Source organism: Kocuria sp. BT304, assembly GCF_003290245.1.
GTDB lineage: Bacteria > Actinomycetota > Actinomycetes > Actinomycetales > Micrococcaceae > Kocuria > Kocuria rhizophila_A.
Window position 1 is genome coordinate 332,377 of record NZ_CP030039.1, and the last position, 24,564, is coordinate 356,940.

26 protein-coding genes and 1 pseudogene are annotated in these 24,564 nt (G+C 70.9%); 14 read left to right on the forward strand and 13 right to left on the reverse strand.

The window, feature by feature from the left end; genetic code table 11:
- Positions 1-56 precede the first annotated feature (56 nt).
- On the reverse strand, positions 57-371 hold the full coding sequence (locus tag DNL27_RS01490; protein ID WP_239494408.1) for a hypothetical protein: 315 nt from the start codon (positions 369-371) through the stop codon (positions 57-59).
- 193 nt (positions 372-564) lie between these two features.
- Between DNL27_RS01490 and DNL27_RS01495 the strand changes: the two genes are divergently transcribed.
- Both DNL27_RS01495 and DNL27_RS01500 read left to right on the forward strand, forming a co-directional pair.
- Positions 565-858: a putative quinol monooxygenase gene (locus DNL27_RS01495; protein ID WP_112234499.1), complete on the forward strand. Its 294-nt coding sequence runs from the start codon at positions 565-567 to the stop codon at positions 856-858.
- Between the two features lie 9 nt (positions 859-867).
- Positions 868-1,500 (forward strand): hypothetical protein, encoded by a 633-nt coding sequence (locus DNL27_RS01500; RefSeq protein ID WP_112234500.1) that lies wholly within the window; start codon positions 868-870, stop codon positions 1,498-1,500.
- Between the two features lie 204 nt (positions 1,501-1,704).
- Here the strand turns inward: DNL27_RS01500 and DNL27_RS01505 are convergent, their stop codons facing one another.
- From DNL27_RS01505 to DNL27_RS01515, 4 genes and pseudogenes are all read right to left on the reverse strand, one after another.
- Entirely contained in the window at positions 1,705-2,784 is a 1,080-nt protein-coding gene (locus DNL27_RS01505) for a permease (protein ID WP_229577108.1), read from the reverse strand.
- A gap of 121 nt (positions 2,785-2,905) precedes the next feature.
- Positions 2,906-3,310, reverse strand: coding sequence for a TipAS antibiotic-recognition domain-containing protein (locus tag DNL27_RS12315; protein WP_229565780.1), 405 nt, complete (start codon positions 3,308-3,310; stop codon positions 2,906-2,908).
- A gap of 227 nt (positions 3,311-3,537) precedes the next feature.
- Positions 3,538-3,780, reverse strand: a pseudogene (locus tag DNL27_RS12600) (MerR family DNA-binding transcriptional regulator); the annotation flags it as partial.
- Positions 3,686-4,225 (reverse strand): VOC family protein, encoded by a 540-nt coding sequence (locus DNL27_RS01515; protein WP_112234501.1) that lies wholly within the window; start codon positions 4,223-4,225, stop codon positions 3,686-3,688. The gene DNL27_RS01515 and the pseudogene DNL27_RS12600, both read right to left, overlap by 95 nt.
- Before the next feature lie 164 nt (positions 4,226-4,389).
- Between DNL27_RS01515 and DNL27_RS01520 the strand changes: the two genes are divergently transcribed.
- Both DNL27_RS01520 and DNL27_RS01525 read left to right on the forward strand, forming a co-directional pair.
- Positions 4,390-4,893 carry a GNAT family N-acetyltransferase gene (locus tag DNL27_RS01520; RefSeq protein ID WP_112234502.1) on the forward strand — a complete coding sequence of 168 codons (504 nt, stop codon included), beginning with the start codon at positions 4,390-4,392 and terminating at the stop codon, positions 4,891-4,893.
- Between the two features lie 131 nt (positions 4,894-5,024).
- Positions 5,025-5,570, forward strand: coding sequence for a hypothetical protein (locus DNL27_RS01525; RefSeq protein WP_162627084.1), 546 nt, complete (start codon positions 5,025-5,027; stop codon positions 5,568-5,570).
- A 90-nt stretch (positions 5,571-5,660) separates the two neighbouring features.
- On the opposite strand, the gene DNL27_RS01530 is transcribed toward DNL27_RS01525, so the two are convergent.
- A complete protein-coding gene (locus tag DNL27_RS01530; RefSeq protein ID WP_112234504.1) occupies positions 5,661-6,122 on the reverse strand; it encodes a hypothetical protein in 462 nt (153 codons plus the stop codon).
- A gap of 108 nt (positions 6,123-6,230) precedes the next feature.
- On the opposite strand from DNL27_RS01530, the gene DNL27_RS01535 reads away from it, so the two are divergent.
- The gene (locus DNL27_RS01535; RefSeq protein ID WP_112234505.1) at positions 6,231-6,725 is read left to right on the forward strand and encodes a GNAT family N-acetyltransferase; all 495 of its coding nucleotides are present in this window, start codon (positions 6,231-6,233) and stop codon (positions 6,723-6,725) included.
- Positions 6,726-6,761: 36 nt separating this feature from the next.
- Here DNL27_RS01535 and DNL27_RS01540 read toward each other — a convergent pair whose 3' ends face one another.
- A complete protein-coding gene (locus DNL27_RS01540; RefSeq protein ID WP_229577109.1) occupies positions 6,762-7,313 on the reverse strand; it encodes a GNAT family N-acetyltransferase in 552 nt (183 codons plus the stop codon).
- Between the two features lie 5 nt (positions 7,314-7,318).
- On the reverse strand, positions 7,319-9,361 hold the full coding sequence (locus DNL27_RS01545; protein ID WP_112234507.1) for an AMP-binding protein: 2,043 nt from the start codon (positions 9,359-9,361) through the stop codon (positions 7,319-7,321).
- 464 nt (positions 9,362-9,825) lie between these two features.
- Between DNL27_RS01545 and DNL27_RS01550 the strand changes: the two genes are divergently transcribed.
- Positions 9,826-10,584, forward strand: a complete 759-nt coding sequence (locus tag DNL27_RS01550; protein ID WP_112234508.1) for an SDR family NAD(P)-dependent oxidoreductase — start codon at positions 9,826-9,828, stop codon at positions 10,582-10,584.
- 209 nt (positions 10,585-10,793) lie between these two features.
- Here DNL27_RS01550 and DNL27_RS01555 read toward each other — a convergent pair whose 3' ends face one another.
- The 3 genes from DNL27_RS01555 to DNL27_RS01565 all read right to left on the reverse strand — a co-directional run bounded on the left by DNL27_RS01555 (position 10,794) and on the right by DNL27_RS01565 (position 13,576).
- A complete protein-coding gene (locus DNL27_RS01555; protein WP_172599369.1) occupies positions 10,794-11,714 on the reverse strand; it encodes an NADP-dependent oxidoreductase in 921 nt (306 codons plus the stop codon).
- Between the two features lie 145 nt (positions 11,715-11,859).
- Complete coding sequence (locus DNL27_RS01560) at positions 11,860-12,882, reverse strand: DMT family transporter (RefSeq protein WP_112234509.1); 1,023 nt, start codon at positions 12,880-12,882, stop codon at positions 11,860-11,862.
- A gap of 100 nt (positions 12,883-12,982) precedes the next feature.
- On the reverse strand, positions 12,983-13,576 hold the full coding sequence (locus DNL27_RS01565) for a TetR/AcrR family transcriptional regulator (protein ID WP_112235722.1): 594 nt from the start codon (positions 13,574-13,576) through the stop codon (positions 12,983-12,985).
- A 96-nt stretch (positions 13,577-13,672) separates the two neighbouring features.
- Between DNL27_RS01565 and DNL27_RS01570 the strand changes: the two genes are divergently transcribed.
- From DNL27_RS01570 to DNL27_RS01590, 5 genes are all read left to right on the forward strand, one after another.
- Positions 13,673-14,905: a multidrug effflux MFS transporter gene (locus tag DNL27_RS01570; protein WP_112234510.1), complete on the forward strand. Its 1,233-nt coding sequence runs from the start codon at positions 13,673-13,675 to the stop codon at positions 14,903-14,905.
- Positions 14,906-15,094: 189 nt separating this feature from the next.
- Complete coding sequence (locus DNL27_RS01575) at positions 15,095-16,465, forward strand: agmatine deiminase family protein (protein ID WP_112234511.1); 1,371 nt, start codon at positions 15,095-15,097, stop codon at positions 16,463-16,465.
- A 6-nt stretch (positions 16,466-16,471) separates the two neighbouring features.
- Positions 16,472-17,095 carry a thymidine kinase gene (locus tag DNL27_RS01580; protein WP_112234512.1) on the forward strand — a complete coding sequence of 208 codons (624 nt, stop codon included), beginning with the start codon at positions 16,472-16,474 and terminating at the stop codon, positions 17,093-17,095.
- A 52-nt stretch (positions 17,096-17,147) separates the two neighbouring features.
- Positions 17,148-17,729 (forward strand): orotate phosphoribosyltransferase, encoded by a 582-nt coding sequence (gene pyrE / locus DNL27_RS01585; RefSeq protein ID WP_112234513.1) that lies wholly within the window; start codon positions 17,148-17,150, stop codon positions 17,727-17,729.
- A 145-nt stretch (positions 17,730-17,874) separates the two neighbouring features.
- Positions 17,875-18,486 carry a TrmH family RNA methyltransferase gene (locus DNL27_RS01590; RefSeq protein ID WP_112235723.1) on the forward strand — a complete coding sequence of 204 codons (612 nt, stop codon included), beginning with the start codon at positions 17,875-17,877 and terminating at the stop codon, positions 18,484-18,486.
- A gap of 102 nt (positions 18,487-18,588) precedes the next feature.
- Here DNL27_RS01590 and DNL27_RS01595 read toward each other — a convergent pair whose 3' ends face one another.
- Both DNL27_RS01595 and DNL27_RS01600 read right to left on the reverse strand, forming a co-directional pair.
- Positions 18,589-19,029, reverse strand: coding sequence for a LysR substrate-binding domain-containing protein (locus tag DNL27_RS01595; RefSeq protein WP_239494409.1), 441 nt, complete (start codon positions 19,027-19,029; stop codon positions 18,589-18,591).
- Positions 19,030-19,162: 133 nt separating this feature from the next.
- Positions 19,163-20,272 (reverse strand): diaminopropionate ammonia-lyase, encoded by a 1,110-nt coding sequence (locus DNL27_RS01600; protein WP_112234515.1) that lies wholly within the window; start codon positions 20,270-20,272, stop codon positions 19,163-19,165.
- A 175-nt stretch (positions 20,273-20,447) separates the two neighbouring features.
- Here DNL27_RS01600 and DNL27_RS01605 point away from each other — a divergent pair, with 175 nt between their 5' ends.
- The 3 genes from DNL27_RS01605 (at position 20,448) to DNL27_RS01615 (ending at position 24,545) form a co-directional block, all read left to right on the forward strand.
- Positions 20,448-21,818 (forward strand): lipase family protein, encoded by a 1,371-nt coding sequence (locus tag DNL27_RS01605; protein ID WP_112234516.1) that lies wholly within the window; start codon positions 20,448-20,450, stop codon positions 21,816-21,818.
- A 223-nt stretch (positions 21,819-22,041) separates the two neighbouring features.
- A complete protein-coding gene (gene fbaA, locus DNL27_RS01610) occupies positions 22,042-23,064 on the forward strand; it encodes a class II fructose-bisphosphate aldolase (protein ID WP_012397268.1) in 1,023 nt (340 codons plus the stop codon).
- An 86-nt stretch (positions 23,065-23,150) separates the two neighbouring features.
- Positions 23,151-24,545 (forward strand): M20 family metallopeptidase, encoded by a 1,395-nt coding sequence (locus DNL27_RS01615; protein WP_112234517.1) that lies wholly within the window; start codon positions 23,151-23,153, stop codon positions 24,543-24,545.
- The last annotated feature ends 19 nt before the right edge of the window (positions 24,546-24,564 follow it).

Genomic DNA, 24,564 nt, shown 5'->3' on the forward strand with positions numbered 1-24,564 from the left:
AATTCACGCAGACAGGGTTCTCAGGCACGCTCGGAGCGTGAGCGGACGACCCGCCTTCACCGAGGCAGGCGTGGTTCGTCGACGCGCACCTCCCACGGGTGCAGGTCGATGGTGACCTCTGGGCCCACCGCGTCTCGCACCCTCTCCGCGAGTCGTTCGCCCTCGCAGCGGCTGGCCTCCCGCTGCTCCGGCGTGGGCCAGCCCTTGTCGTGGTCGAAGTGCTGGTTGAAGTTCCGGGTCCACGCCAGGATGTCCCGGGTCAGTTCCGGCGGGAGGGGGAAGTCCTCCTGGTCCAGGAGACCTTCCTCTCCCCACAACGGCCAGCCGCAGCCGTATTCGTTGAACATGCGAACGGTCGTCGGCGTGGACACGGGGTCGTTCCTCTCGGGGGACGGCTGGTCCCACGATCTTCGCCCGCCTCGAGGTGTTCGACAAGGGGTGGAGACTGCGCCGGTCGGCGGCGTGATTGCAGAACGAGCCCCCGCCGTCCGGCGCCCGCCTCCGGATCGGTAGCATGAGCCGGGCCGGTGACCGTCCGGCGTCGACATCGAGAAAGGACAACCCATGGCCTTCGTCTGCAGCGCCACCTGGACTGCGAAGCCCGGAGAGGAGGACACCGTGCGTGACGCGCTCTCCCACCTCTCCCCGGCCGCTCGCCAGGAGCCCGGGAACCTCTACTACCAGGCGTACCAGAGCCCGGAGGAGCCCGCCGTGTTCCGCATCTTCGAGGTGTACACGGACGAGGATGCGTTCAAGGCCCACGTGGGCTCCGAGCACTTCGACCAGTGGGGAACAAGCCAGGCGATCCCCGTCCTGGCGGAGCGTGCGCACAAGACCTACGAGACGCTCGACTTCTGACCGCCACACGTGACCAACCACGCGGGGACAACGCCGCCGCGCCCGGATTCTGTCCCGGCTGAACGAGGACCCGCGTGGGCCCTTGCCCTCAGCGAGGTCTTCCAGGCGCCGATCGTGCTGGCCGCGCTGCTGGTGGTCCTGCCGTGGACCGTGCACAGGAGCCTCGGGGCACTGCTGTGGGGCGTGGTGGCGGCGCTGGCGGTCTGCGGGGTCTCACTCGCCACGGTCACTGTGCTGGCGCGCCGGGGTGTGCTCACCGACCACCACGTGAGCGTCAAGGAGCACCGCCGCCCAGTGATGGTCGGAACGTTCCTGCTGGTGGCGGCGTTCCTCGCTGTGACTCTCGCGTTCCACGGGCCCGTGGAGATCACGGGCCTGCTCACCGCCACGCTCGCCGCGAGCGCGGTGGTGGCCCTGGTGAGCCCGTGGTGGAAGATCTCGGTGCACGGCATGATGATGGGCGGCACCGCGGTGATCCTGCCCGTCGCGTGGGGGCCGTGGGGCCTGCTCTTCATCCCGGTGGCGGTGGCCGTCTGCGTGAGCCGCCGCGTCCTGGGCGCGCACACGTGGCCGCAGCTGGTGGCCGGTTCCGCCTACGGGGTGGTGTTCCTGGGCGGGATCTACTGGCTGATCACGGTTTGACGTGTTGAGCCGGTGCACCCCCCCGGGGATGACGACGCTGCACCGCGCCCGGCTGTTTCTCTGCGCTCTTAAGCTGCGTACCGTCGCTCAACCCAGTGGCAGTCTGCGGTGTCGTGGTGGGCCGGAAGCGAGGGTGAGCAGGGGCCGGGTACTGGGGGGTGTGGGCCAAGGTGAGCCGGCGCCTGACGGGCGCGGGCGGCATCGTCAGGTCAGCGCCACGAGCAGCCCGGCCGCCAGCAGGCCGCCCACCACGACCCACCCGGTGACGAGCAGTGTGGTGCGGATCCCGAAGTGGCGGGCGACCATCACGATGGACGGGATGCTCAGCGCCGGCAGGGTGATGAGCAGGACCCCGGCCACCCCGTAGCTCGCGCCCGCGGCGGTGAGGCCCACGACCACGGGGATCTCGCCGCCCGTGGGGATCACCAGTGCCGCACCGATCACGCCCACCAGGAGCAGTGCGAACGGCCCGGCGTGCTGGCTCAGGGCCGCGAAGTCCGAGAGCCACCCGGAGAAGAACCCGACGAGCACCACCAGGAGCAGGTACTCCGGGACCAGGATCAGCAGGTAGCGGCCCAGGGCCCTGCCGAAGCGGGAGGGCATCTCACCCCACGTCTGCGGATCGGCGGGCAGAGCCTCGGGGGTCTCAACCTGCACGGTGGAGAAATGACGGCTCACGAGCACAGCCGCAATCAGGACCACCACGATGCCCACGACCACGCGCGTGGTTACGAACGGCCAGGACATGGTGAGTCCCAGAAATACCAGCACTGCGGGATTGAGCAGCGGATTGGCCAGCCAGTACGCCACGGTGGCCCCCGCCGGCGCCCCGGAACGCCGCAGACCGATGGCCACGGGGGCGGTGCAGCACGTGCACATCATGCTGGGCAGAGCGAGCAGCGCTCCCGAGATGCCCTGTCCCCAGGACGTTCTGCGGCTCAGCGCCCGCAGCAGCCAGCGGCGCGGCACCAGGGACTCCAGTGCGGCGGCCACCAGAAGGGCGACGAGCGCGGCCTTCCACACGGCCTTGAGGTAGACCACCGTGAAGTCGAACGCGCCCTGCAAGGACGGAGTGGAACCGGCCGCGCCGAAGATCGCCTCGCCGTCCCACACGCCGGTCTCTGCCAGCTTGTGGGCCTTGAGGTCGTACGGGAGCCACTTGGCCCACAGCAGCCCGGCCACCAGGATCACCAGGGTGAGGGCGAGTCCTGCCCAGCCCATGCGTTTCGCACGGGCGGGGGTGGCGGCCTCGGGGGGATCGAGGGGCGTGATGGGGGTGCTCACCGGGGAGCCTTTCGGGGCGGGGACTGGGCGCGATGTCATCACCGGGGGCGACGCCGCCGGCTCAGCCTACGCCCGAGGCTCGCTTCCGCGCGGGCGGCCTCCTACAAGGGTGAGGGCGGGCTCACTCCCAGCTGGCAGTGTCGGGGTCAATCCTGTGGAGCCGTGCGCTCTCGTCGATGGCCTCTCGAAGCCACATCGCGAGCCCGGGGTGCAGCGCGTCGTAGTGCGCGGCGAACGCCGGGTCTGACTCGTATACCCGCCCCAAGCAGACCTGCATCTGTCGTGTGAGGGGAAAGTGCCGGCTGAACAGGTTGCGGTGCCGTTCCACGAGATCGTCTGCCCGGGCGTCTCCGGGGACTGCGCCGTCCTGCATGGCCCGGACGAAGTCGCCGTCGAGCTCCTCCGTTTCTCGGGTGAGTTCCGACCACCCCTCCGGCGCCCGTACGGCCGCCCGTTCGGCGTACTGCCGCCACTGCGCCGTGTGGCCCCAGCGAGCCTGGCCTGTGCGGGCCAGTCGGGGTTCCACCCCTCGCCCAGCACCTCTTCCTGACGCTCAGGGCCCACGAGCGGCCCGCGTTCGTGCGCCTCGATCATGTTCCGCAGGCTGCCCTGCAGCTGCTGCAACCGGTGGATATGTTCCTCTGTCCGGGCGCTCTGCTCGTGCAGGGTGGCCACGGCGTCCATGTCGGGATCGTCGAGCAGGCCGCATATGGCGTTGAGCCCCAGGCCGAGCTCGCGGTAGAGCACCACCCGCTCCAACCTGTCGAGGTCCGCCGGCGTGTAGAGCCGGTACCCTGCGGCGGACCGCGCGGAGGGCTGGGCAAGACCCTCCGCGTCCCAGTGGTGCAGCGTCCGAACGGTCACGCCGAGGCGCTCCGCAGTCTGGCCCACTGTCAGCTGGTCATTCGTCATGCGGTTCATTGTGATCTGCCTCGGAGCCCGGGGCGGTGATTCCCACGGCCCGGAGGTTCGCCGCTTCCCGGGTTGTGGGGTCATACGGCTTCGCCGCGGTAAAGACCACCCGAACCCGTTCGGGGGTCACGACCTCCACCTCGCGGCTGTTCCAGGGCGTGTCCCGCGGGTCGGCCACGACGACGTCGTCGAACCGTCTGCACGCCGCCACGAGCGGCTCGATCTGGTGCAGCACGCACGAGAAGTTCACGACGGCGGAAGAGGCGGCTTCACCCGCACGGGCCCCGGGAACCAGGAGCACGTCCTGGAATGCCCACCTCCGCAGATGAACCAGCTGTCCGGGGATCTCGAAGAGCGTGAAGAAGCCCAGCGCGTGGGTCCAGAATCTCACGGAGGCGGGCAGATCAGCGGTGCAAACGGTGGTGAACGCCGGCATGCCGTAGATGCCGTGGTAGTCCTCGGGTGGGGTGGCGTCCCAGGCGGGGGTGGGAACGGGGCTGATGTCGAAGGCGTCGAAGTGAGTGTTCATGCCGGTGACTGTCCCGCCTCACGCGGCGTGAGGGTCAAGCGGGGAACCACGCACTGACATCTGAGGCACGAGATGCCCTCTCGGCGGCCGATCCCGTGGGCATTCCGCGCCTCAGATGTGGAGTGGGACGGTGGCAGTTCCTCAGGCGCGGATAGATTGGCGCCATGACCGAGATGGTGTCCCTCCGCCCCCTGCGCGTGGCCGATGCTCAGGAGATGGCCACGGTGTTGGCCGGTACTGAGCTGTACTACTTCATGGGTGGTGAGCCACCGACTGCGGAAGAACTGGAGCGTCTGTACACCGTGCAGGTCCGCGGCCGGTCGTCGGACGGAAAGGAGACATGGCTCAACCACGTGGTGGTGGCGGGAGCAGAACAGCACGCGGTGGGATACGTCCAGGCGACCATTCCGGTGGACGGTTCCCCCACGGAGGTCGCGTGGGTGGTCGGAGTTCCATGGCAAGGGCGGGGATATGCCACTCAAGCCGTTCTTCGCCTGGGCCGGGAGTTGCAGGCGCGGGGTGTTGTGACGATCATGGCTCACATCCATTCTGAGCACGAAGCCTCTCAGCGGGTGGCCCGATTCCTGGGGATGGAGCCCACCGGCACCATGGTGGATGGGGAGATCCGGTGGACTGGCGCCTTGGACCGTCCTTTCTCTGACATCTGAGGCACGACATGCCCATGGGATCGGCCGCTGGGCAGTCATTTCGTGCCTCAGATGTTGGGGCGGGCCGGTGCAGCCGCTCACTGGGTCGTGTCCCGCCGGGTCATGGGGGTGACGGGTGTCATACTTCCGCTGTGGAGAACCCCCGGCAGCTGCTGCAACCCCATCTGCGTCCCGACGAGGAGCTCCTGTGGGCGGGACGCCCGGATCCGCGCGTGCACTTCATGCCGTTCGACGTGTTCCTGGTGCCGTTCAGCATCTTTTGGTGCGCTTTCGCGGTGTACTGGACGTGGCTGGTCCTGACTTCTGCGAAATCACCCCGGTGGTTTGCGCTCGTGGGCCTGCTCTTCGTGGCGGTGGGCCTCTACCAGATGGTCGGACGCTTCCTCGTCAAGGCCCGGCGCAAGCGACGCACGGTCTACGGCCTCACCGACACGCGTGCCATCGTGGTGGAGGATGACCGCCGCATCTCGGAGGTCCGGGTGAAGGACGTGGCCGTGAAGATTCGGAAGAGTCGGGACGGCGGCCGCATCGAGGTTATCTCCGGGGAGGGCGGACTCCCCGGTATCTACCTCAACAGCGGCGTGGAGTTCTTCTCCCCGACAAGCTTGGCGCCTATGGCGTTCTTCGACGTCCCCAACCCGGAGGGACTGCTTCCCGTGCTGGAACGGGTGCGCTGACGGCATCAGGTGCGCCGCGGGTGGTTGGGGCTCACCGCGAGCAGCGCCTCGGCCCGCCCCGTGCCCGCCGCGGGGCTAACGCGGTGGGGACTACACGGAACTGAGAAGACCACCGTCTGGCTCACCGTCGGGGAAGTTTCCTCGCAGCTGCTCCATGAAGCCGGTGGGAGTCAGACCGTCCCAGTAGGCGCTGCCACGTTGCGGTTCGACGGCCGGATCGAAGGGCAGGACCTCGAGAGCTACGGGTCCGCGGTCCACGGGCGTGATCTCGCGCCGGTACTCACGCCGCGAGGTGCCGTCCGATACGACCACGTGCCCGTACACCTCCTGCAGACGCGCCGAGACGACCCGGAGGTCCGGGTGCAGGTCGTCGAGCAGCGCGGGGGTCAGTGACAGGTCGTAGAGGAACCCCGCCCAGTTGCACCGCAGGTTCTCCGGGAACTCGCCGTACTCCAGCGCCACCCGTCCATCCTCTGCCACGGTGATGCCCACGATGTCCTCCCCGGCGGCGACATCGCACGCCCGGTGGTAGAAGTTGTGCGTCTTTCCCATGGATGATTCTCCGTGCTACGAGTGGGAGGCCGGGCGGTACGGTCGGGTCTTGGGCTCGTCGAGAAGCGCCTCACCGCTGGGGCCTCATGATCCCTGAAGGAGTGTCCCATGAACCACGAAGACCTCTCGTCGGTCCGACCCCTGTCGAGTCGGGACGGCGACGCTCTCCGTGCGGCCACCCTGGGCAACATGAACTGGTGCGGAGAACGCTTCTCGCGCGAGGACGTTCTTGCCGACCCCGCAATCGCCCACTACACGGTGTTCGAACCTGAGCGCGGAGACTTCGGCTTCATCATGGTGGACCCTTCGGGCGTCGTCGGCGTGGCCTGGGCGCAGTTCCTGGGCACGGGGAACCCCGGGTACGGGTTCGTTGCCGCTGACGTTCCGGAAGCCAGTCTGTGGGTGGCCCCCGAACGCCGGGGTGCCGGGCACGGACGTCGTCTGCTCCGACGACTTCTCGCGGAGAGCGCCGCGCGCGGGCACGACCGCGTCAGCCTCTCCGTGGAGGACGGCAACCGCGCGAGAGACCTCTATGAGTCCGAAGGGTTCTTAGCGGTCCCCGGACGAGAGCATGACGGGGTCCTGGTGTGGAAGGCGGGGTGACACGGACCGCTCGCTCCGCGGGAGCACTGCAGGGAATCACCAGCAGCGACCTCGAAGATCGACACTGCCCTGCGGCCAGGTGCCCACATCGCGCGTTCCAGAACACACCATCACCGGGGCGCCTGTTTCTTCCACCGTTTGGCTGGAACCGTCGCGGGAACGGAATCGCTCGGTGACCTCAATGCGCTTGTACCCGCACGACTCGTAGAACGGGACTACCTCTTCTCGACAACCGAGGTATCCGTAATCGGCCGGTGCAATGGATCGGGCGGCGTGCTGCGCGGCAGCGAGCAACCGCGCACCACAGCCTTGGCCCCGATGCGAGGGGGAGACCAGCACTCCGCCGGTGCCCGCAACCAGCACTTCGCGGTCACCCACGAAAATCATCCGCCGCTGGGTGCCCACGTGACCCACGACCCTCCCGCCCTCCACTGCCATGACGTGCAGCTCGGCGGGAGCGTAGCCGTAGGGTGCGTCAGGGTTCCACGGCCCCTCGTCGGTTCCGTACTCCGCATCGAAGAGCTGCCCCAGCTGGTCGGTCTGCTCGGTTGTCAGCTCCCGGTGCCACACCGAGCTGATCTCAGCCACCAGGCTCACTCACCCCGCAGCGACGGGAAGTCCGTGTCCGCATACTCCACGGAGTCGCCGGAACCGGCCCCGCCTGACGACTCGTCCGCTCCACCCGACCCCGCACCGGCGTCCCCCAGCGTGTCCGGGTGCAGCAACGCCTCCCGGCGGCGCAGCTCCACCCGGCGGATCTTGCCGGAGATGGTCTTGGGCAGCTCGGCGAACTCCAGCCGGCGGATGCGCTTGTACGGTGCGAGGTTCACGCGGCAGTGGTGCAGGATGCTCTCGGCGGTCTCCGCAGTGGGCTCGTGGCCGTCCGCGAGCACCACGTACGCCTTGGGCACCGCCAGACGGATGGGGTCGGGGGAGGGAACCACGGCCACCTCCACCACGGCCGGGTGCTCGATCACCACGGACTCCAGCTCGAACGGGGAGAGCCGGTAGTCGGAGGCCTTGAACACGTCGTCCGCGCGGCCGACGTACGTGAACACCCCGCTGGCGTCCCGGGAGACCACGTCGCCCGTGTGGTAGACGCCGTCCCGGAACGCGTCCGCGGTCTTCTGCGGGTCCCCGTGGTAACCGGGAGTGAGGCCCACGGGCCGGGGGTCCAGCCTCAGGCACAGCTCGCCCTCGGTCTCGCTCTCCTGGTCCGTGTTCGGGTCGATCAGCACCACGTCGTAGCCCGGCAGCGCCCGCCCCATGGATCCGGGCTTCACGGGCATGCCCGGGGTGTTGGCGATCTGCAGGGAGGACTCCGTCTGCCCGAACCCGTCCCGGATGTCCGTGCCCCAGGCGGCCTTCACGCGCGAGATGATCTCCGGGTTCAGCGGCTCACCCGCGGCCACGGTCTTGCGCGGCGGGTTCTTCAGGTGGGACAGGTCCGACTGGATCAGCATGCGCCACACGGTGGGCGGCGCACAGAACGAGGTCACGTGCTCGCGCTCCATCTGGTCCATCAGTGCCACGGCGTTGAAGCGCGTGTAGTTGTAGAGGAACACGGTGGCACCGGCGATGAACGGCGCGAAGAAGTTCGACCACGCATGCTTGGCCCACCCCGGCGATGCCACGTTCAGGTGCACGTCCCCCGGCTCCAGCCCGATCCAGTACATCGTGGACAGGTGCCCCACCGGGTAGGACGTGTTCGTGTGCTCCACGAGCTTGGGCAGCGAGGTGGTCCCGGACGTGAAGTACAGCAGCAGCGTGGCGTCCGCGGGGGAGGGCTCGAGCACCTCGAACGTCTCCGGCCCGTCGACGGACCGCGCGTAGTCCAGCACACGGTGCTCCCCGATCGGTGCCAGTTCCACGTTTCCGGACGACGACGCCGCTGCGCCGCCTTCCGTACCACCCGCCCCGTCCACGGTGCTCGCATCATCCCCCGACGTCGTGCCCGAGGAGGTGTCCGCGCCGAAGGTGGACGCGGTGGTGCCCCCGGAGGCGCCGGGGCCCGCAGAACCGGCCGGGGCGGCGTCGTCGTCCGCGGAGGAAGAGGTGAAGGCCCCGGAGGTGGGACGCACGCGGTGGTCCGGCTGATCCGGGACCTCGATGATCGTGAAGTTCCCGGGGACGTCCGCGAACTTCAGCGCGTTGCTGTGGGAGGTGGCCACCCACGAGGCGTTGCCGCGCTCCACGCGGTCCCGGAGGTCGTTCTCCCCGAGCATCACGGTGGTGGGGATCATGGGTGCGCCCAGCTTGGTGCACGCGAGCATGGTCTCCCACAGCTCCACCTGGTTGCCGAGCATGAGGATCACCCGGTCGTCGCGCTGCACCCCCTGCCTGCGCAGCCACGTGGCGAGCTGGGACGAGCGCCGGGAGAGTTCCGCGTAGGTGCGGCGGGTCTGGGCGCCGTCCTCTTCGACAATCACCAGGGCCTCGCGGTCGGCCTCCTCGCCGGCGCCGAGGGCGTCGAACCAGTCGAGGGCGAAGTTGAAGGTGTCGAAGCGCGGCCACTCGAACTCGGCGTGGGCGGCGTCCAGGTCCGTGCGCAGGCGCAGCAGCTGGTCCCGTGCGGCGCGGAAACGCTCCGTGACGGACTGCCCGTCGGTGGGCTGGGCTGCGGTGGTCTCGCTCATGGGGATCCTCGTTCCAGTGCGGGGACCCCGTGCCGCGCCCGTGAACCACGGTGTTCACCGGGGCCGTGCGGTCACCAGGGGTCCGGGTGAGAACTTTCCCCCAACGTACTGCAGGAACCCGCCCGGATGTGGTCCGTGTCACGGGAAATATCGAGGGGTCGAGGGAAGTGGTCGACACAGCCGCCTGGGGAGTGCGTTCCGCAAGGTTCGGCGGCGGGAGGAGCGAGGGGCACCGCGGACGCGCCCGCCCTGGGCGGGCTCCACGGCACGAATTGAGGGCGCCCACCATGAGTGGACCGTGCGGCGCGGTCAGAAGGATTCCGCCGTGGAGGGCACCCGCCGCGCTCTGCCGCACGCGGCACAGTCCGGGTGTGACGTGAACTACCCCGCCCGGGCCCGTACGATCGGCCGGGACAGCAACCGGGCGGCGTCGTGCGCCGCGCACCACAACGGCAGGAGCGGACATGGACATCACGGGTACTTCGGCGATCGTCACGGGGGCGGCCTCGGGGCTGGGGGCGGCCACCGCCGCGCAGCTCATCGAGGGTGGAGCGAAGGTCGTGGGCATCGACCTGCCGGGCGGCATCGAGAAGGCGCCCCAGGTCGAGGGGCTCACGTACGTGGCTGCGGACGTGACCAACGAGGAGCAGGTGCGCGCCGCCGTCGCCCGTGCTGCGGAGATCGCCCCGCTGCGCACCGTGGTGAACTGCGCCGGGATCGGCCCGTCCGCGCGCGTGGTGGGCCGCAACGGCGTGCACGACCTCGCCCTGTTCGACCGCGTGGTGCGCATCAACCTGGTGGGCACGTTCACCGTGCTCGCGCTCGCGGCCGAGGTGATGACCGCGCAGGAGCCGGTGGACGAGGCCGGCCAGCGCGGCGTCGTGATCAACACCGCGTCCGTGGCCGCGTTCGAGGGTCAGATCGGGCAGGCGGCGTACGCGGCCTCCAAGGGCGGCGTGCACTCGCTGACCATCACGGCCGCGCGCGACCTCTCCTCCAAGGGCGTGCGCGTCATGACCATCGCCCCCGGCATCGTGGACACCCCCATGCTCGGCAGCGTGGGCGAGGACTACCGCGCAGCGCTCGCGGAGTCCGTTCCGTTCCCGCACCGCCTGGCCCAGCCCAGGGAGTTCGCGCAGCTCGCCGGGATGATCGTGGAGCACGACTACCTCAACGGCGAGACCATCCGCATGGACGGTGCCCTGCGCATGGCGCCGCGCTGATCCTCGCTGCCGCGCGCCCGTCCCGTCCCGGCCACGCGGCCACGGGCGACGACACCGCACGGCCCCGCACATGACGATGCCTCGTCACGGTCCACCCGTGACGAGGCATCGTCGTGATGTGGTCAGAGCTCCATGGCTCCGGCCTGCGCAAAAGGCCCCCGGGAGTCGCCTCGCTGAGGTCGAGGCGTCCCCCCGGGGCGTTCCGCGGATCAGTCGACCGTGAGCACGACCTTGCCCACGGTGTGGCCCTCCTGGCTCGCGGTGAATGCGTCCGGCAACTGCGCGAGCGGGAAGGTGCGGTCCACGCGGACGGTGAGCTTGCCGTCATCGGCCAGGCGGGCAAGCTCGGTGAGCTGCTCTGCGTCCGGAGAGACCCACATGTAGTGCCCGCCGTGCTCCTCCACCTCGGGGTCCGCGATGGAGGCGTGCTGGCCGCCGTCCGCGAGCACCGCGACGGAGTCCTCCACCACGCCGCCCACGAAGTCCACGACGATGTCCACACCGTTCGGGGCGAGCTCCTTGACGCGCTCCACGAGGCCGTCCCCGTACTCCACGGGCTCCGCGCCGAGCTCACGCACGTAGTCGTGGTTCTTGGTCGATGCGGTGCCGATCACCCGCGCGCCGAACGCCTTGGCGATCTGCACGCCCATGCTCCCCACACCACCGGAGGCCGCGTGGATCAGCACGGTCTTGTCCTCCGCGAGACCCAGTCGGGTGAGCACCTGGTACGCGGTGAGTCCGGCGAGCGGCAGCCCTCCGGCCTGTTCCCAGGAAAGACTCTTCGGTTTGGGGGCAAGTGCGCGCACCGGGACCGAGACGTACTGGGCAAACGTACCGCCGTGGATCCAGTCCTTGCGGGCGTAGGCGATCACTTCATCGCCCTCGGAGACGCTGGGGGTGTCGAAGCCCTTGCCCACGACGACGCCCGCGACGTCCCAGCCGGGGGCCGCCGGGAACTGGACGGTCATCATGGGATCCAGCCCGCCGGACATGACCTTCCAGTCCACCGGGTTGATGCCCGCGGCCTTCACCTTCACCAGAACCTCGCCGGGGCCCACCTTGGGCATGGGCTGGTCGGTGAGCTCCAGCACGGAGGTGTCACCGTACTGCTGATATGTCTGCGCCTTCATTGTGGTCATGTCTGTCTCAACGGCCCCGGGCGGGGCCTTATTCCATGCCGCGGCAAGTTTCTCGTGCGCGCTGCCGGACGACGCCGCCCGGTGGCCTTGGTCTTCCAGTCTCCCCGGGGGTGCCCGGGCGAGTGGGGGAGCAGCGTCAGGCGGAGATCAGCGCAATGCCCGTGAGCACGGCGGCGCAGCCGATGAGCCGCGGCACCAGGCGGTTCTCCTTGTAGATCCACCACGCGAGCAGCGAGCCCACTACGATGCTCGACTCCCGCAGGGGAGCCACGAGCGCCACCGGGGTGGACTGCATGGCGAAGAGCACCAGGATGTACGCGAGCGGGGACAGCAGGCCCACCGCGACGATCCGGTTCCGGTCCACGGCCCACGAGCGCACCATGTCCTGGCGCTGCCGCCACGCCTTGGGCGTCAGGGTGAGCACCAGGACCACCGAGGTCAGCGCGAAGTACAGCACGGGCGGCAGGTCCAGGGTGGCCATGGAGTGGTCGTCCCACAGGGTGTACCCGGCGATGCACGCGCCCACCGCGGCACCCCACAGCACGCCGGTCAGGGCGGACCCGCGGGTGGGTGTGGCAGCGGAGTCGCCCCCCGGTGAGTGCCCGTCCGCTCCTTCCGGGGTCGACGTTCCGGACGCGGAGGAGTCCAGCGGGGCGGCGTCGCGCGCGATGACCGCGCCGGGATCCGACGCGTCGGACGAACTCGGCGGGGCGGCGTCGTCGTCCCGGGTGGAAGTGGGCGTGCCGAACGTGGCGACCACGGCCACGCCCACGAGCACGGCGATCGCCCCGGCGGCGGCCGTGAGGGAGAGCTGCTCACCCAGGAACAGGACCGCCACGATCATGGTGATCATGGGCCCGGTGCCGCGGGCCACCGCGTAGACCACGCCCAGGGGTGCGCGGTCGTAGCCGGTCTGCAGGGCGGTGCCGTAGACGGTGTGCAGCAGCCCGGAGACCACGGCGGCGCCCACGAGCGGCCACCCCCAGGACTGCCACGCCCCGGGTTCCAACAGGCTCACGGGGATCAGCACCACCGAGGAGACGAGCCCGTACCACCACACGAACAGGGTCCCGTTGCCGCGGATGCCCTTGGCGAGGATGTTCCAGACCGCGTGCACCACGGCGGCCAGGAGGATCAGGGACACGCTGAGAGTGGACATCACCGTCCATTGGAGCGCACGCGGGGACGCGCGGCCGAATCGGAGCGCGGATTGCGTCGCCGCGCCCGCCCGCCGGGCGGCGGGCAGCGTCCGGGACGGCTCAGTCCCGCCGGTACTTCAGCAGCTCCGCCATGGCCGCCACGGTCTCCCGGGCGATCCCCGTGCGGTTCTCCACGTGCAGCTTGAACATGACGCCCTCCCCCAGGGAGATCACCAGCTCCGCGGGAATGCTGGTGCACCCGCTGAGCCGCAGCAGCTCGCGCGCCTGCCCCTCGAGCCGCACGCGCTCCTCCGCGAGCACGGTGGCCAGCTGCGCGTTCTCCCGGGTGGTGTCCACGAGCCAGCACAGGGTCCCGCGCAGCTCCGCGTCCTCCAGCCCCCGGCCTGTGATGACCCGGAGCATGCGCTGCGCGGTGACCTCCGGGTCCGGGCGGGCGGCGTCCGCGGCCGCCTCGGCCAGAACCCGCCGGGCCTCGGCGTCCCGGCGGGACTCGATGTCCTCCACGCACGCCGTGAGCAGGGCGTCCCGGGTGGCGAAGTAGTAGCGGATGGAGCCGTTGGGGACCCCCGCCCTCTCGGCCACCTGGCGGTGGGTCACGGCGGCCGTGCCCCCGTGCGCGAGCAGCTCGCACGCGGCGGCGAGGATGTCCGCCCGGCGCTCCACGGCGCGGGCCTGTGTGCCTGCGATGACCACCACTCCTCAAAACTAGTACGGGCGTACAACTATGCTATATCCTCGTCGAGTGCCACCCGCCGTGCGGGCAGAGACAGCAAGAAGGCAAGCTCAGCCATGACAGCAACCCTTGACACCCCCGAGGTGATTCCGGCCCCCGCGGCCCCGCCCCGTTCCTTCCTCCTCTCCCTGGCCGCCGTGCTGGGCGTGGGTCCCTTCGCGATCGACATGTACCTCGCGTCCCTGCCCGAGATCGGCGCTAACTTCGCCGCACCGTCCTGGACGGTGCAGCTCACCCTCACGGGCTACCTCATCATGCTCGGCGCGGGGCAACTGGTTGCGGGGCCCGTGACGGATGCTTTCGGACGGCGCCGCCCGCTGCTGCTGGGCCTGAGCATCTTCATCGCGGCCTGCCTGCTCGCGGCCGCGGCGCCCTCCATGGCCGTGCTCGTGGTGGCCCGCATGCTCCAGGGCGCGGGGGCCGCCATGGCGTTCGTGGTGGTCAACAGCGCCGTGCGGGACCGCGTCTCCGGCGACGCCGCCACCCGCGCCTTCGCCGTGCTCGTCACCGTGACCTCGGTGATCCCCATGATCTCCCCGGCCGTCGGCGGCTGGGTGGGGGAGCTCTTCGGGTGGCGCCCGGTGTTCCTGGTGCTCGCGCTGATCGGGGCCGTGTCCCTCGGCATCGTGTTCCGGTGGCTGCCCGAGTCACTGCCCGCCCAGCGGCGGGTCCCGCTGGCCTTCGCCCCCGTGCTGCGCGCCTACGCCGGGCACCTGCGCTCCCGCCGGATGCTCGTGCCCCTGGGGGCGCTCGCGGGCACGTTCGTGTACCTCTTCTGCTACCTGGGCGGGGCGTCCTACGTCTACCAGGGCCACTACGGGGTGGGTCAGGCGGACTTCGGGATGATCTTCGGGGTCACGGGCTTCGCCTCGGTGGGCGGCGCGGTGATCGGCCACCGCCTGGCGCACCGGCTGACCACGGGCCAGCTGGGCGTGCTGGGGATGCTCATCATGGTGGCGGGCGGCGTCATGGCCACCGCGGCCGCGCTGTGCACCGACTCCCTGTTCCTGCTGGCCCTGAGCGTGGGCTTCGGGCTGCTGGGCCTGGGCGCGTGCGAACCCGCGTTCATGTCCCTGTGCATGTCCTCGGCCACCAGCAACGTGGGGGCGGCCTCCGCGCTGCTCGGCGCCACCCAGTTCCTCTCCGGCGCGCTGACGACGGCGCTGATCGCCTTTCCCGCCACGTTCGCCCCGTGGGCGTGGGCGGCCACGATGCTCGGGGTCGCGGTGGTGTCCCTGGGGCTCGCGCTCCTGGCGTCACGGTGGTCCGTTCCGGTCCGTCAGGTTTGAGGGCCCGGGCCGCGTGGAGGCCCGCCGGGCGGTGCCGTGCCCGCGCCGCGCGGCCGCATGCGTCCCCGGGAGCGCCGGGGCATCCAGGCCGCCCCTGCCGGCGACGGCTAGTGTGAACTGTGTGCAGCATACGGCCGGGGCAGGGGCCGTGACCTCCCAACCTCTGCCGGCATGGAAAGGCGTTCTCCCGTGAAGAAACGACTTGTCGCCGAATGGGAGCCCGCGCTCGGGGCCTTCGTCACCTGGCCCGCGGCGCTTCCGGGTGCCCTGCTGCGGGACCTCGCGCTGGACGCGCACCTGTGGGTCCTCGTCACGGGCACCGCCTCGGAGACCGACGCCGCCGCGTGGTTCGCGTCCCAGGGCGTCTCCCCGGACCGGGTCACGTTCGTGCGCGCGCCCCAGGGCGACGACGCCGTGTGGGTGCGCGACTGGGGCCCGCACCCCGTGATGGACGAGCACGGTCAGCTGTGGTGCGTGGGCCCGCGGTACGTCTACGCCACCCCGTTCACGGCCCACGAACCGGGCGCGCCCCTCGAGACCGCGGACCGTGAACCGCTCGCCGCGCTCGAGTACGAGCCCGTGGACCAGCGGGCCCAGCCCGCGCTCGCACGGGCGCTGGGGCTGCCGTTCGAGAAGCTCCCGCACGCCTTCACCGGGGGCAACGTGCTCTCGGACGGCCACGACCTGCTCATCAGCACCGAGGTGCTCGTGGCCGAGAACGCGTTCGACGGCGCCACGTGGGACGAGGTGCGCCAGGACGCCTCCGCGGCCACGGGCATGAGTGAGCACGTGGTGCTGCCCGACTACGAGAACTGGGGCATCCAGCACGCGGACTGCCTGCTCAAGGTCCTGGACGAGGAGCGGCTGCTGGTGCTGCGCCCGCCCGCGGACCACCCGCTGCGGGAGCGCTACGACGTGATCGTGACCGAGCACCTGGAGCCGCTGCTCACCCGCTGGGGGCGGCCCTTCGAGATCCTGCGCATGGACACCGGAATCAGCCCCCACGGCGGGCTGGCGCCGTACGTGAACTCGGTGGTGCTCAACAAGGTGGTCTACGTGCCGCGCTACGGCATCCCGGAGGACGAGACGGCCCTGGAGCAGTGGCGCGCGGCCATGCCGGGCTACGAGGTCCGCGGGTACACGTTCTCCTTCGACAAGGAGCCCCACGCGGTGCGCAACCCCCGCAACACGGGCCCCACCGGCTGGCGGGACGGGGACGTGCTGCACTGCCGCGTGCGCGGGGTGTTCGACCCCAGGATGATGCACGTGTCCGTGCGACGCCCCGGCCCCGAGAACCCCTCCCTGGTGCGCGTGCGCGCGGAGGGCTGCGGCGGCACCCGGGTGAAGGCGGTGACCCTGCTGAGTCGCCGGGCGGACGGTGCGGAGACCACCCGCACCCCCATGCGGGAGACCGCGCTGAACGGCGAGTACACGGCCCACCTGCCGCAGGGGCCGGACTCCCGGGAACTTGAGTACGCGGTGGAGGCCACCTCCGAGGACGGCCGGGTGCAACGCTGGCCCCGCCCGTCGGCCGCGTGGCTGCGCGCGTCGATAGACTGACCGACCGTGGCCAAGCTCTACTTTCGCTACGGCGCGATGAACTCCGGGAAATCCACGGCGCTGCTCCAGGCCGCCTACAACTACGAGGAGCGCGGGCAGCGTGTGCTGCTCGCCAAGCCCCGCGTGGACACCAAGGGTGAGGACCAGATCCTCTCCCGCCTGGGCGTCACCCGGTCCGTGGACTTCCTCATCCCGCCGGGGGAGAGTGTCATGGGGCTGTTCAATCGCCACGCCCTGGGCGACGACCCGGACGCCCTGCTCGAGCACGTGGAGGCCCAGCCTGTGGCGTGCCTGCTGGTGGACGAGGCCCAGTTCCTCCAAGCCGAGCAGGTGGACGACCTGCTGCGCATCGCGGTGCTCTCCGAGGTTCCCGTGATGGCCTACGGCATCCGCACCGACTTCCGCACGCGTTCCTTCCCCGGCTCCGAGCGGCTCATGGAGCTCGCCCACTCGCTCGAGGAGCTCAAGACCATCTGCCGCTGCGGCCGCAAGGCGGTGTTCAACACCCGCAAGGTGGGGGACGACTTCGTGTTCGAGGGGGACCAGGTGGCCATCGACGGCGTGGCCGTGACCTACGAGTCCCTGTGCGCGGCGTGCTACCTGCGCGAGTCCGGCGGCCGGCTGGGGTGAGCGGGCGCCGTCGTCCCCGCTGCCGTGCCACCTGGCCACGTAAGCTGGGCGCATGAGCACCAACTTCTCTCCCGTGGACCTGGACACCGCCCGCGAGCGCCTGCGCGACCTCATCAAGGGCCTCGCCGTGGTGCGGGGCAAGGTCACGCTGGCCAGCGGCATCGAGACGGACTACTACGTGGACCTGCGGCGGGTGACGCTGCACCACGAGGCCTCCCGCTACGTGGGCCAGGTGATGCTGGGTCTGCTGGACGAGGCGGGCATCGCGTTCGACGCCGCCGGCGGCCTCACCATGGGCGCTGACCCGGTGGGTCACGCGATCATGCGCACCGCCGGGGACCAGGACCGCGCGATCGACACGTTCGTGGTGCGCAAGGCCCAGAAGTCCTACGGCATGGGCCGCCAGGTGGAGGGCCCCAGCGTGAAGGGCCGCAACGTGGTGGTCGTGGAGGACACCTCCACCACCGGTGGCTCCGCGCTGACCGCGGTGGAGGCCCTGCAGAACGCGGGCGCGAACGTGGTGGCCGTGGCCGTGATCGTGGACCGCCGCACCGGCGCCAAGGAGCGCATCGAGGAGACCGCGGGCGTCCCGTGCCTGTACGCCTACTCCAAGGACGAGCTGGGGCTTGACTGATCCGGGCACGTCCGCCGACGACGCTGCCCGCGCGCGGCACGTGCCCGCCCGCACCGTGACCGCGACTGTGGCTGTCCCGGCGGGCGCCGGGGAGGAGGCGCAGGGTTTCGACGCGCCCGCCCCACCGGCGCCGGAGGAGCGCGCGGTGGGTGTGGGTCCCTGGCAGGGTGAGTGGCCCACCGGGGAGCACTGGGACCCCGAGCTGCTGCGCGACGGCGACCGTCGCAACGTGGCGGACCCGTACCGCTACTGGCGCATGGACGCGATCATCGCGGACCTGGACTCGCGCCGCCACGCCTTCCACGTGGCGGTGGAGAACTGGGAGCACGACTTCAACATCGGTTCCGTGGTGCGCACCGCCAACGCGTTCCTGGCGCGCGAGGTCCACATCATCGGGCGACGCCGCTGGAACCGCCGCGGGGCCATGGTCACCGACCGCTACCAGCACGTGCGCCACCACGCGAGCGTCGCGGAGTTCGTGGAGTGGGCTCGCGGCGAGGAGCTCGCGGTGCTGGCCATCGACAACGTCCCCGGTTCGCAGCTGATCGAGACGTTCGACCTGCCCGAGCGCTGCGTCCTGGTCTTCGGCCAGGAGGGCCCGGGCGTCTCCGAGGAGCTCGTCGACCAGGCGGACGCGGCGCTGGCCATCGAGCAGTTCGGCTCCACCCGCTCGATCAACGCGGGGGCCGCAGCAGCGGTGACCATGCATGCCTGGATCCGGCGGCACGTGTTCGGTCAGCGGGTCGCGGCGGGCTGAGCGGCCCGCCCCCGCGCGGCAGGGCGCCGCACACCACTGCTGGTCGCGGCGTGGAACGGCGCGGGCACAGTGGACCGAAGCGAGCGCCGGCGTCGGGGGCGCTCAGGAAGGGCGCGGCGCGTCCGCGCCCACCTCGTCGGCGGCCCGCCGCAGCGCCTCCAGCACCGCCTGCGCCGCCCGGTGGTTCCGTGCACTCTTCCGCCACGCGGCGGTGATCGTGCGGCACGGGGCGGGATCACCCAGGGGCAGGGTCACGATCCCCTCGGAAGCGGAGCCCAGTGCCAGCTCCGGCGGCACGGCCACCGCGTGTCCGCCCGCCACGAACGCCGCCTGCACCGAGAGGTCCTCGGAGACGCACGCGACGCGCGGTTCGAAGCCGCGGCGTCGGCACTGCTCACCCAGCCACGCGCGTGGCGGGGTGTGCTGCGGTTCGCCAGCCCACGCGGCGTCGGCCAGCTGGGCCAGGACGTCCTGGCTCGGGTCCAGCAGCGCGGCCCGCTCCGCGCTCACGGCCAGCCGCAGCGGATCCTCGAGCAGCGGCACCGGCACCACTCCGGGCGTGGGCGGTGCGACGGTTGGGCGCGGTCCGACGATGGCGGGGCGTCGCCGGAGGCCCACGCCACGCCCCCGTCAGCGGCGCTGCTGGGTCACGGCCCCTGTGTCGTGGCTCAGTGTGTCACGCGGCGGGCAGGGGGTTGGCGCCGAGCCCCACGGTGCTGATGAGCAGCACCACGAAGTCCTCGTCCAGCCCCAGCAGCTCGCGCACCCCGGCCAACGACGCCGCTCCGCGCGGCCCCGAGTCCTGCCCCAGTCCCTGCAGGTCGCCCACGGCCCGGCGGCACTCGTCCTCGGTCACGGACATCGCCGCGCTCACCCCGTCCCGGATGGTGGGCCACCCGATCCCGGACGGGGTGCCGCAGTTGAGTCCGGCCATCATCGTGGGGGCGGAGGTGTCCACAGTGACGGGCTCACCGGCCCGCAGCGACTGCGCGGTGCAGTCCGCGGTGCGCGGTTCCACCGTGAGCAGGGCCTCCGTGCTGCGGGCCACGCCCCGGTAGTGGTCCACCATGGCGTGGGCCAGGGCCCCGACTCCCACGGGGCAGGCCACGAGGTCCGGGCCGTGGGTGCCCGCGGCGGCAAGCTGCTCGTCGGCCTCGGCGAACAGGGTCATGTAGCCCTCCACGATCCAGCGCGGCACCTCCTCGTAGCCCGGCCAGGAGGTGTCCTGGACCAGGAGGTCGTCCGGGCCGGCGGCCGAGCGCGCGGCGGTGGCCACGGCGTCGTCGTAGGAGGGCCCGCCGAAGATGACGGGGGCGCCCTCCGCCTCGATGGCCCGCACGGCGGTGTCAGCCACGCCGCTCGGGATGTAGACGCGGGCGCAGAGGCCCAGCAGGGCGGCCATGCGGGCGACGGCGCGGCCGTGGTTGCCGTCCGTGGCGGTAACGACCGTGAGCTGGGGGGGGGAGCCTGCGGCGCGCAGACCTTCCCGCAGGCTCTCCACGGTGATGTTCTCGGCGGGCAGTCCGATCCGCTGCGCCACGGCGCGGCACACCGCCCACGAGGCGCCGAGAATCTTGAAGGCCGGCAGGCTCAGGCGGTCCGACTCATCCTTGACGAACACCCGGCCCACGCCGAGCTCCGCGGCCAGGGCGGGCAGCTCGCGCAGGGTGGTGGGGGCGTAGCCGGTCATGCTGCGGTGCAGCTCGTGGGCGGAGGCCCGCCCGGGGGTGGTGCGCCACTGGGCGGCGCGAGAGTTGAGGTACGGGGAGACGGTCTGTGTGGTCATGACTCCATGCCTCCGCCACCTGGCCCATCAGAAAAGCGGGAATGTACGGATGGTTCTTTCCAGCTCTGCTTCATAGTGCAGCGGTCCGAGGTCTGGTCGATCGGCTATGGCCAGGGCCCGGTGGTTACCTTAGGGTCATGTGAGTCGCATCACATTCCGAAAGGGTCACAGGACCATGTCACGATCGACCAGGCCACTGCCCCTTCGACGCTCCGCGGGAGCCCTGGCGCTCGGCGTGGGACTGCTGCTCGGGGGGCTGCAGCCGGCCACCGCACAGACCGCACCGGACACCGCACCGGACGGGGGATTCTCGCAGCTGCCGCGCTCCGCTCAGGACCAGGCGCTCCAGGAGCAGGGCGTCACCCGGGAGGACGTCGCGCGGGGCCAGGCCCTGCAGAAGCTCTCCGCCACCACGGGCGGACAGTTCTACGAGACCCCGGCCCAGCTGCCCGCCACGGACGGGGACGTGGTGCGCTCGGAGGCCTCCACGTTCTACCTGGACCCGGTCAAGCTCATCAAGCCCAACGCGTCCTCCACGCGCATCATGTACAGGACCACCAGCAGCAAGGGTCAGGCCGTGCCCGCCACGGGCACGGTCCTGGAGTCCAAGGCGGCGTGGAAGAAGTCCACCCCGCGGCCCCTGGTGGTGCTCTCCCCGGGAACGCAGGGCATGGGCGACTCGTGCGCCCCCTCGCGGCAGCTGGCCATGGGGTTGAACTACGAGGGCATCAGCCTCTCCGGGCTGGTCAACGCCGGGTACAACGTGGTGGTCCCCGACTACATCGGGCTGGGCACCCAGGGCGCCCACACCTACATGAACCGCGTGGACCAGGGCCATGCCGTGCTGGACGCGGTGCGCGCCGCCCAGCGGCTCGGGGTCAAGGGTGTGGGCCCGAAGACCGCCGTGGCCGCCGTCGGCTACTCGCAGGGTGGTGGGGCCACGGCCTCCGCGGTGGAGATGGCACCCCGGTACGCCCCGGAGCTGCAGATCAAGAGCGCGTGGGTGGGTGCTCCTCCCGCGGACCTCGTGGCCACGGGCAAGAAGATCGACTCCAGCCTGTTCACCGGGCTCTCGTTCTACGTGATGGGTGCCGCCCAGGACTCCGGTGTGGATGTTCGGGGCAAGCTCAACGCGGACGGCCAGAAGCGCTACGACAAGGCGCAGGGCAGCTGCGTGGTGGGCACCGTGCTGGGTGAGGCGCTCGTGTCCTCCAAGAAGCTCACCGCGGACGGACGCTCGTTCTCGCAGCTGCTCGAGGACCCCGAGCTGAAGGCGCACCTCAAGGCTCAGGACAACGGCGCCGCGGGCCGCCACCCCGCCGTGCCGGTGCGGGTCGCGCACGGGCTCGCGGACGACGTCGTGCCCTACCAGGCCGGGCGGAACCTTGCCAAGAGCTGGTGCACCTCCGGAGCGAACGTGTCCCTGCAGACGCTGGTGACCCCCACGCACCTGGGCGGCTACGTGGAGGGGATCCCCTCGATGCTCGCCTACCTGGACGCCCGCTTCAACGGCATCCCGCAGACCAGCTCGTGCTGGCGGCTGTGACGCCGTGAGGTGGGCTGCCGCGCCCCGGACCCCGCACGGGTCCCGGGGCGCGGTGGCGAGCGGGCGGCGTCGTACACCGGTGTCCCGAACGGTGACGGACGGGCGGGTCCGCCCGGAATCATGACCCGCGCCACAGGTGCGCGCCCCCCGGTCGCCTAGACTGGAAACAGGCCTCAGGCCACGGTCCAGCCGTGCATCGGGAACCCAGAAGAAGGAGCACTCCATGCCCATCGCAACCCCTGACGTTTACTCCGAGATGATCGACCGGGCCAAGGAGAAGGGCTTCGCGTACCCGGCCATCAACGTGACCTCCTCGCAGACGCTGAACGCCGCGATCCGCGGGTTCGCCGAGGCCGGTTCGGACGGCATCATCCAGGCCTCCACCGGCGGTGCGGCGTACTGGTCCGGCTCCTCCGTGAAGGACATGGTCACGGGGTCGCTGGCCATGGCCGCGTTCGCCCGCGAGGTGGCCAAGAAGTACGACGTCAACATCGCCCTGCACACCGACCACTGCCCGCAGGACAAGCTCGAGGGCTTCGTCCTCCCGCTGCTGGCCGAGTCCGAGAAGGCCGTGGCCCGCGGTGAGGACCCCATCTTCCAGTCGCACATGTGGGACGGCTCCGCGATCGCCCTGGACGAGAACCTGAAGATCGCTCAAGAGCTGCTGGAGCGCACCAGCAAGGCACACATCATCCTGGAGGTCGAGATCGGCGCCGTGGGCGGCGAGGAGGACGGCGTGGTCGGCGAGATCAACGACTCCCTCTACACCACCGTGGCGGACGGCATGAAGACCATCGAGGCGCTCGGCGCCGGCGAGAAGGGCCGCTACATCACCGCCCTGACCTTCGGCAACGTTCACGGCGTCTACAAGCCCGGCAACGTGCGCTTGCGCCCCGAGCTGCTCAAGGAGATCCAGGACGAGGTCGGGAAGAAGATCGGCAAGGACCGCCCGTTCGACCTCGTGTTCCACGGCGGCTCCGGCTCCACCGCCCAGGAGATTGCGGACGCGGTGTCCTACGGCGTGATCAAGATGAACGTGGACACCGACACCCAGTACGCGTTCACCCGCCCCGTGGCCGGCTTCATGCTGAGCAACTACGACGGTGTCCTGAAGATTGACGGCGAGGTCGGCAACAAGAAGAAGTACGACCCCCGCGTGTGGGGCGCCGAGGCCGAGACCGGCATGGCCGCCCGCGTGGTGGAGGCCTGCCAGAACCTCGGTTCCGCGGGCACGTCCATCAAGTAGCCCGCACGTCCTTCCCCGGTGCCCCGCACGTCCGCGTGCGGGGCACCGCTGTGCTGTGGGTCATGCCCCTTGCTACTGTCCTGGGCATGGCATCCCCGCACGAGCAGTCCACGCCGCCCGCACCACGGTCCGCCCCGGAGCACGAACCGCCTGAGCCCTCGCGCGCCTACCTGGGCCAGCTGCAGCGGGACACGGAGCGCCGCAAGAGGGAGCTGGCGCACCACCTGCGGGACCACCACGGTGCGGGGCCCACGGCGCAGGAGCGGCTGGAGGCCCTCGTGGACGCGCAGTCCGAGGACCTCGTGCGCATCCTGCACGAACTCCACCGGGACCCGGAGACGGCGTTCCAGGAGCACCGCGCCGCGCGGCGCATCACGGAGCACCTCACGCGGCACGGGGTCGAGGCGCAGAGCCCCGCGTTCGGGCTGGACACCGCCGTTCACGCGGAGGTCTCCTCCGAGGACTTCGACCCCCGATCCCACCGCACCATCGCCGTGATGTCCGAGTACGACGCCCTGCCGGGGATCGGCCACGGCTGCGGGCACAACGTGATCGCGGTGACGGGCCTCGGGGCGTTCGTCGCGCTCGCCGAACTGCTGCGGGAGGAGCCCGGCGCGTTCTCCGGGCGCGTGGTCTACCTGGGCACCCCCGCCGAGGAGGGGGAGGGCGGCAAGGAGATCATGGCCCGCAACGGTGCGCTCGAGGGCGTTGACGCCGCCGCCATGGTCCACCCCTACATGACCGACCTGACGGACCAGGTGTGGCTCGGACGGCGCCAGTGCGAGGTGACCTTCCACGGCCGGGCCTCCCACGCGTCGTCGCACCCCTTCATGGGCCGCAACGCGCTCGACGGCGCCGTGCTCGCCTACCAGGGCCTCGGGCTGCTGCGTCAGCAGACCCCGCCCACGGACCGCATCCACGCGGTGCTGCCCGAGGGCGGCGAGCGGCCGAACATCATCACCGAGTCCGCCACCCTGCGGCTCTACGTGCGGTCCCAGCGCCCCGAGACGCTCAGCGCCCTGTCCCAGCGGGTGGGCGAGGTCATGGAGGGCGCAGCGCTCATGGCCGGGGTGGGCGTGAGCGTCGCGTGGGACACCTCCCCGGCCACGCTGCCCGTGCTCAGCAACGGCCCGCTGTCCGACCGCTGGGTCCTCGCGCAGCAGCGGCGCGGGCGGGACCCCTACCCCGCGGGCACACTGTCCGAGGTGCTGGCCGCTTCCACGGACTTCGGCAACGTCAGCTACCGCGTCCCCGGGATCCACCCGCTCATCGGCATCGCCACGGAGGACACGGGGCTGCACTCCCGCGAGTTCGCGCAGGCGGCGGGCTCCCCGCGCGCGGAGCGCGCCGGTCTCGACGGCGCGTACGGACTGGCCGCTGTGGCCCTCGACTACCTGACGGACGACGAGCTGGCCGCCGACGTCGCGGAGGACTTCCGGGCGAGCGGTGGCGGGATCTCCGTACCCGACTACTTCGACTGAGCGCCCGGGACGGGGCGTT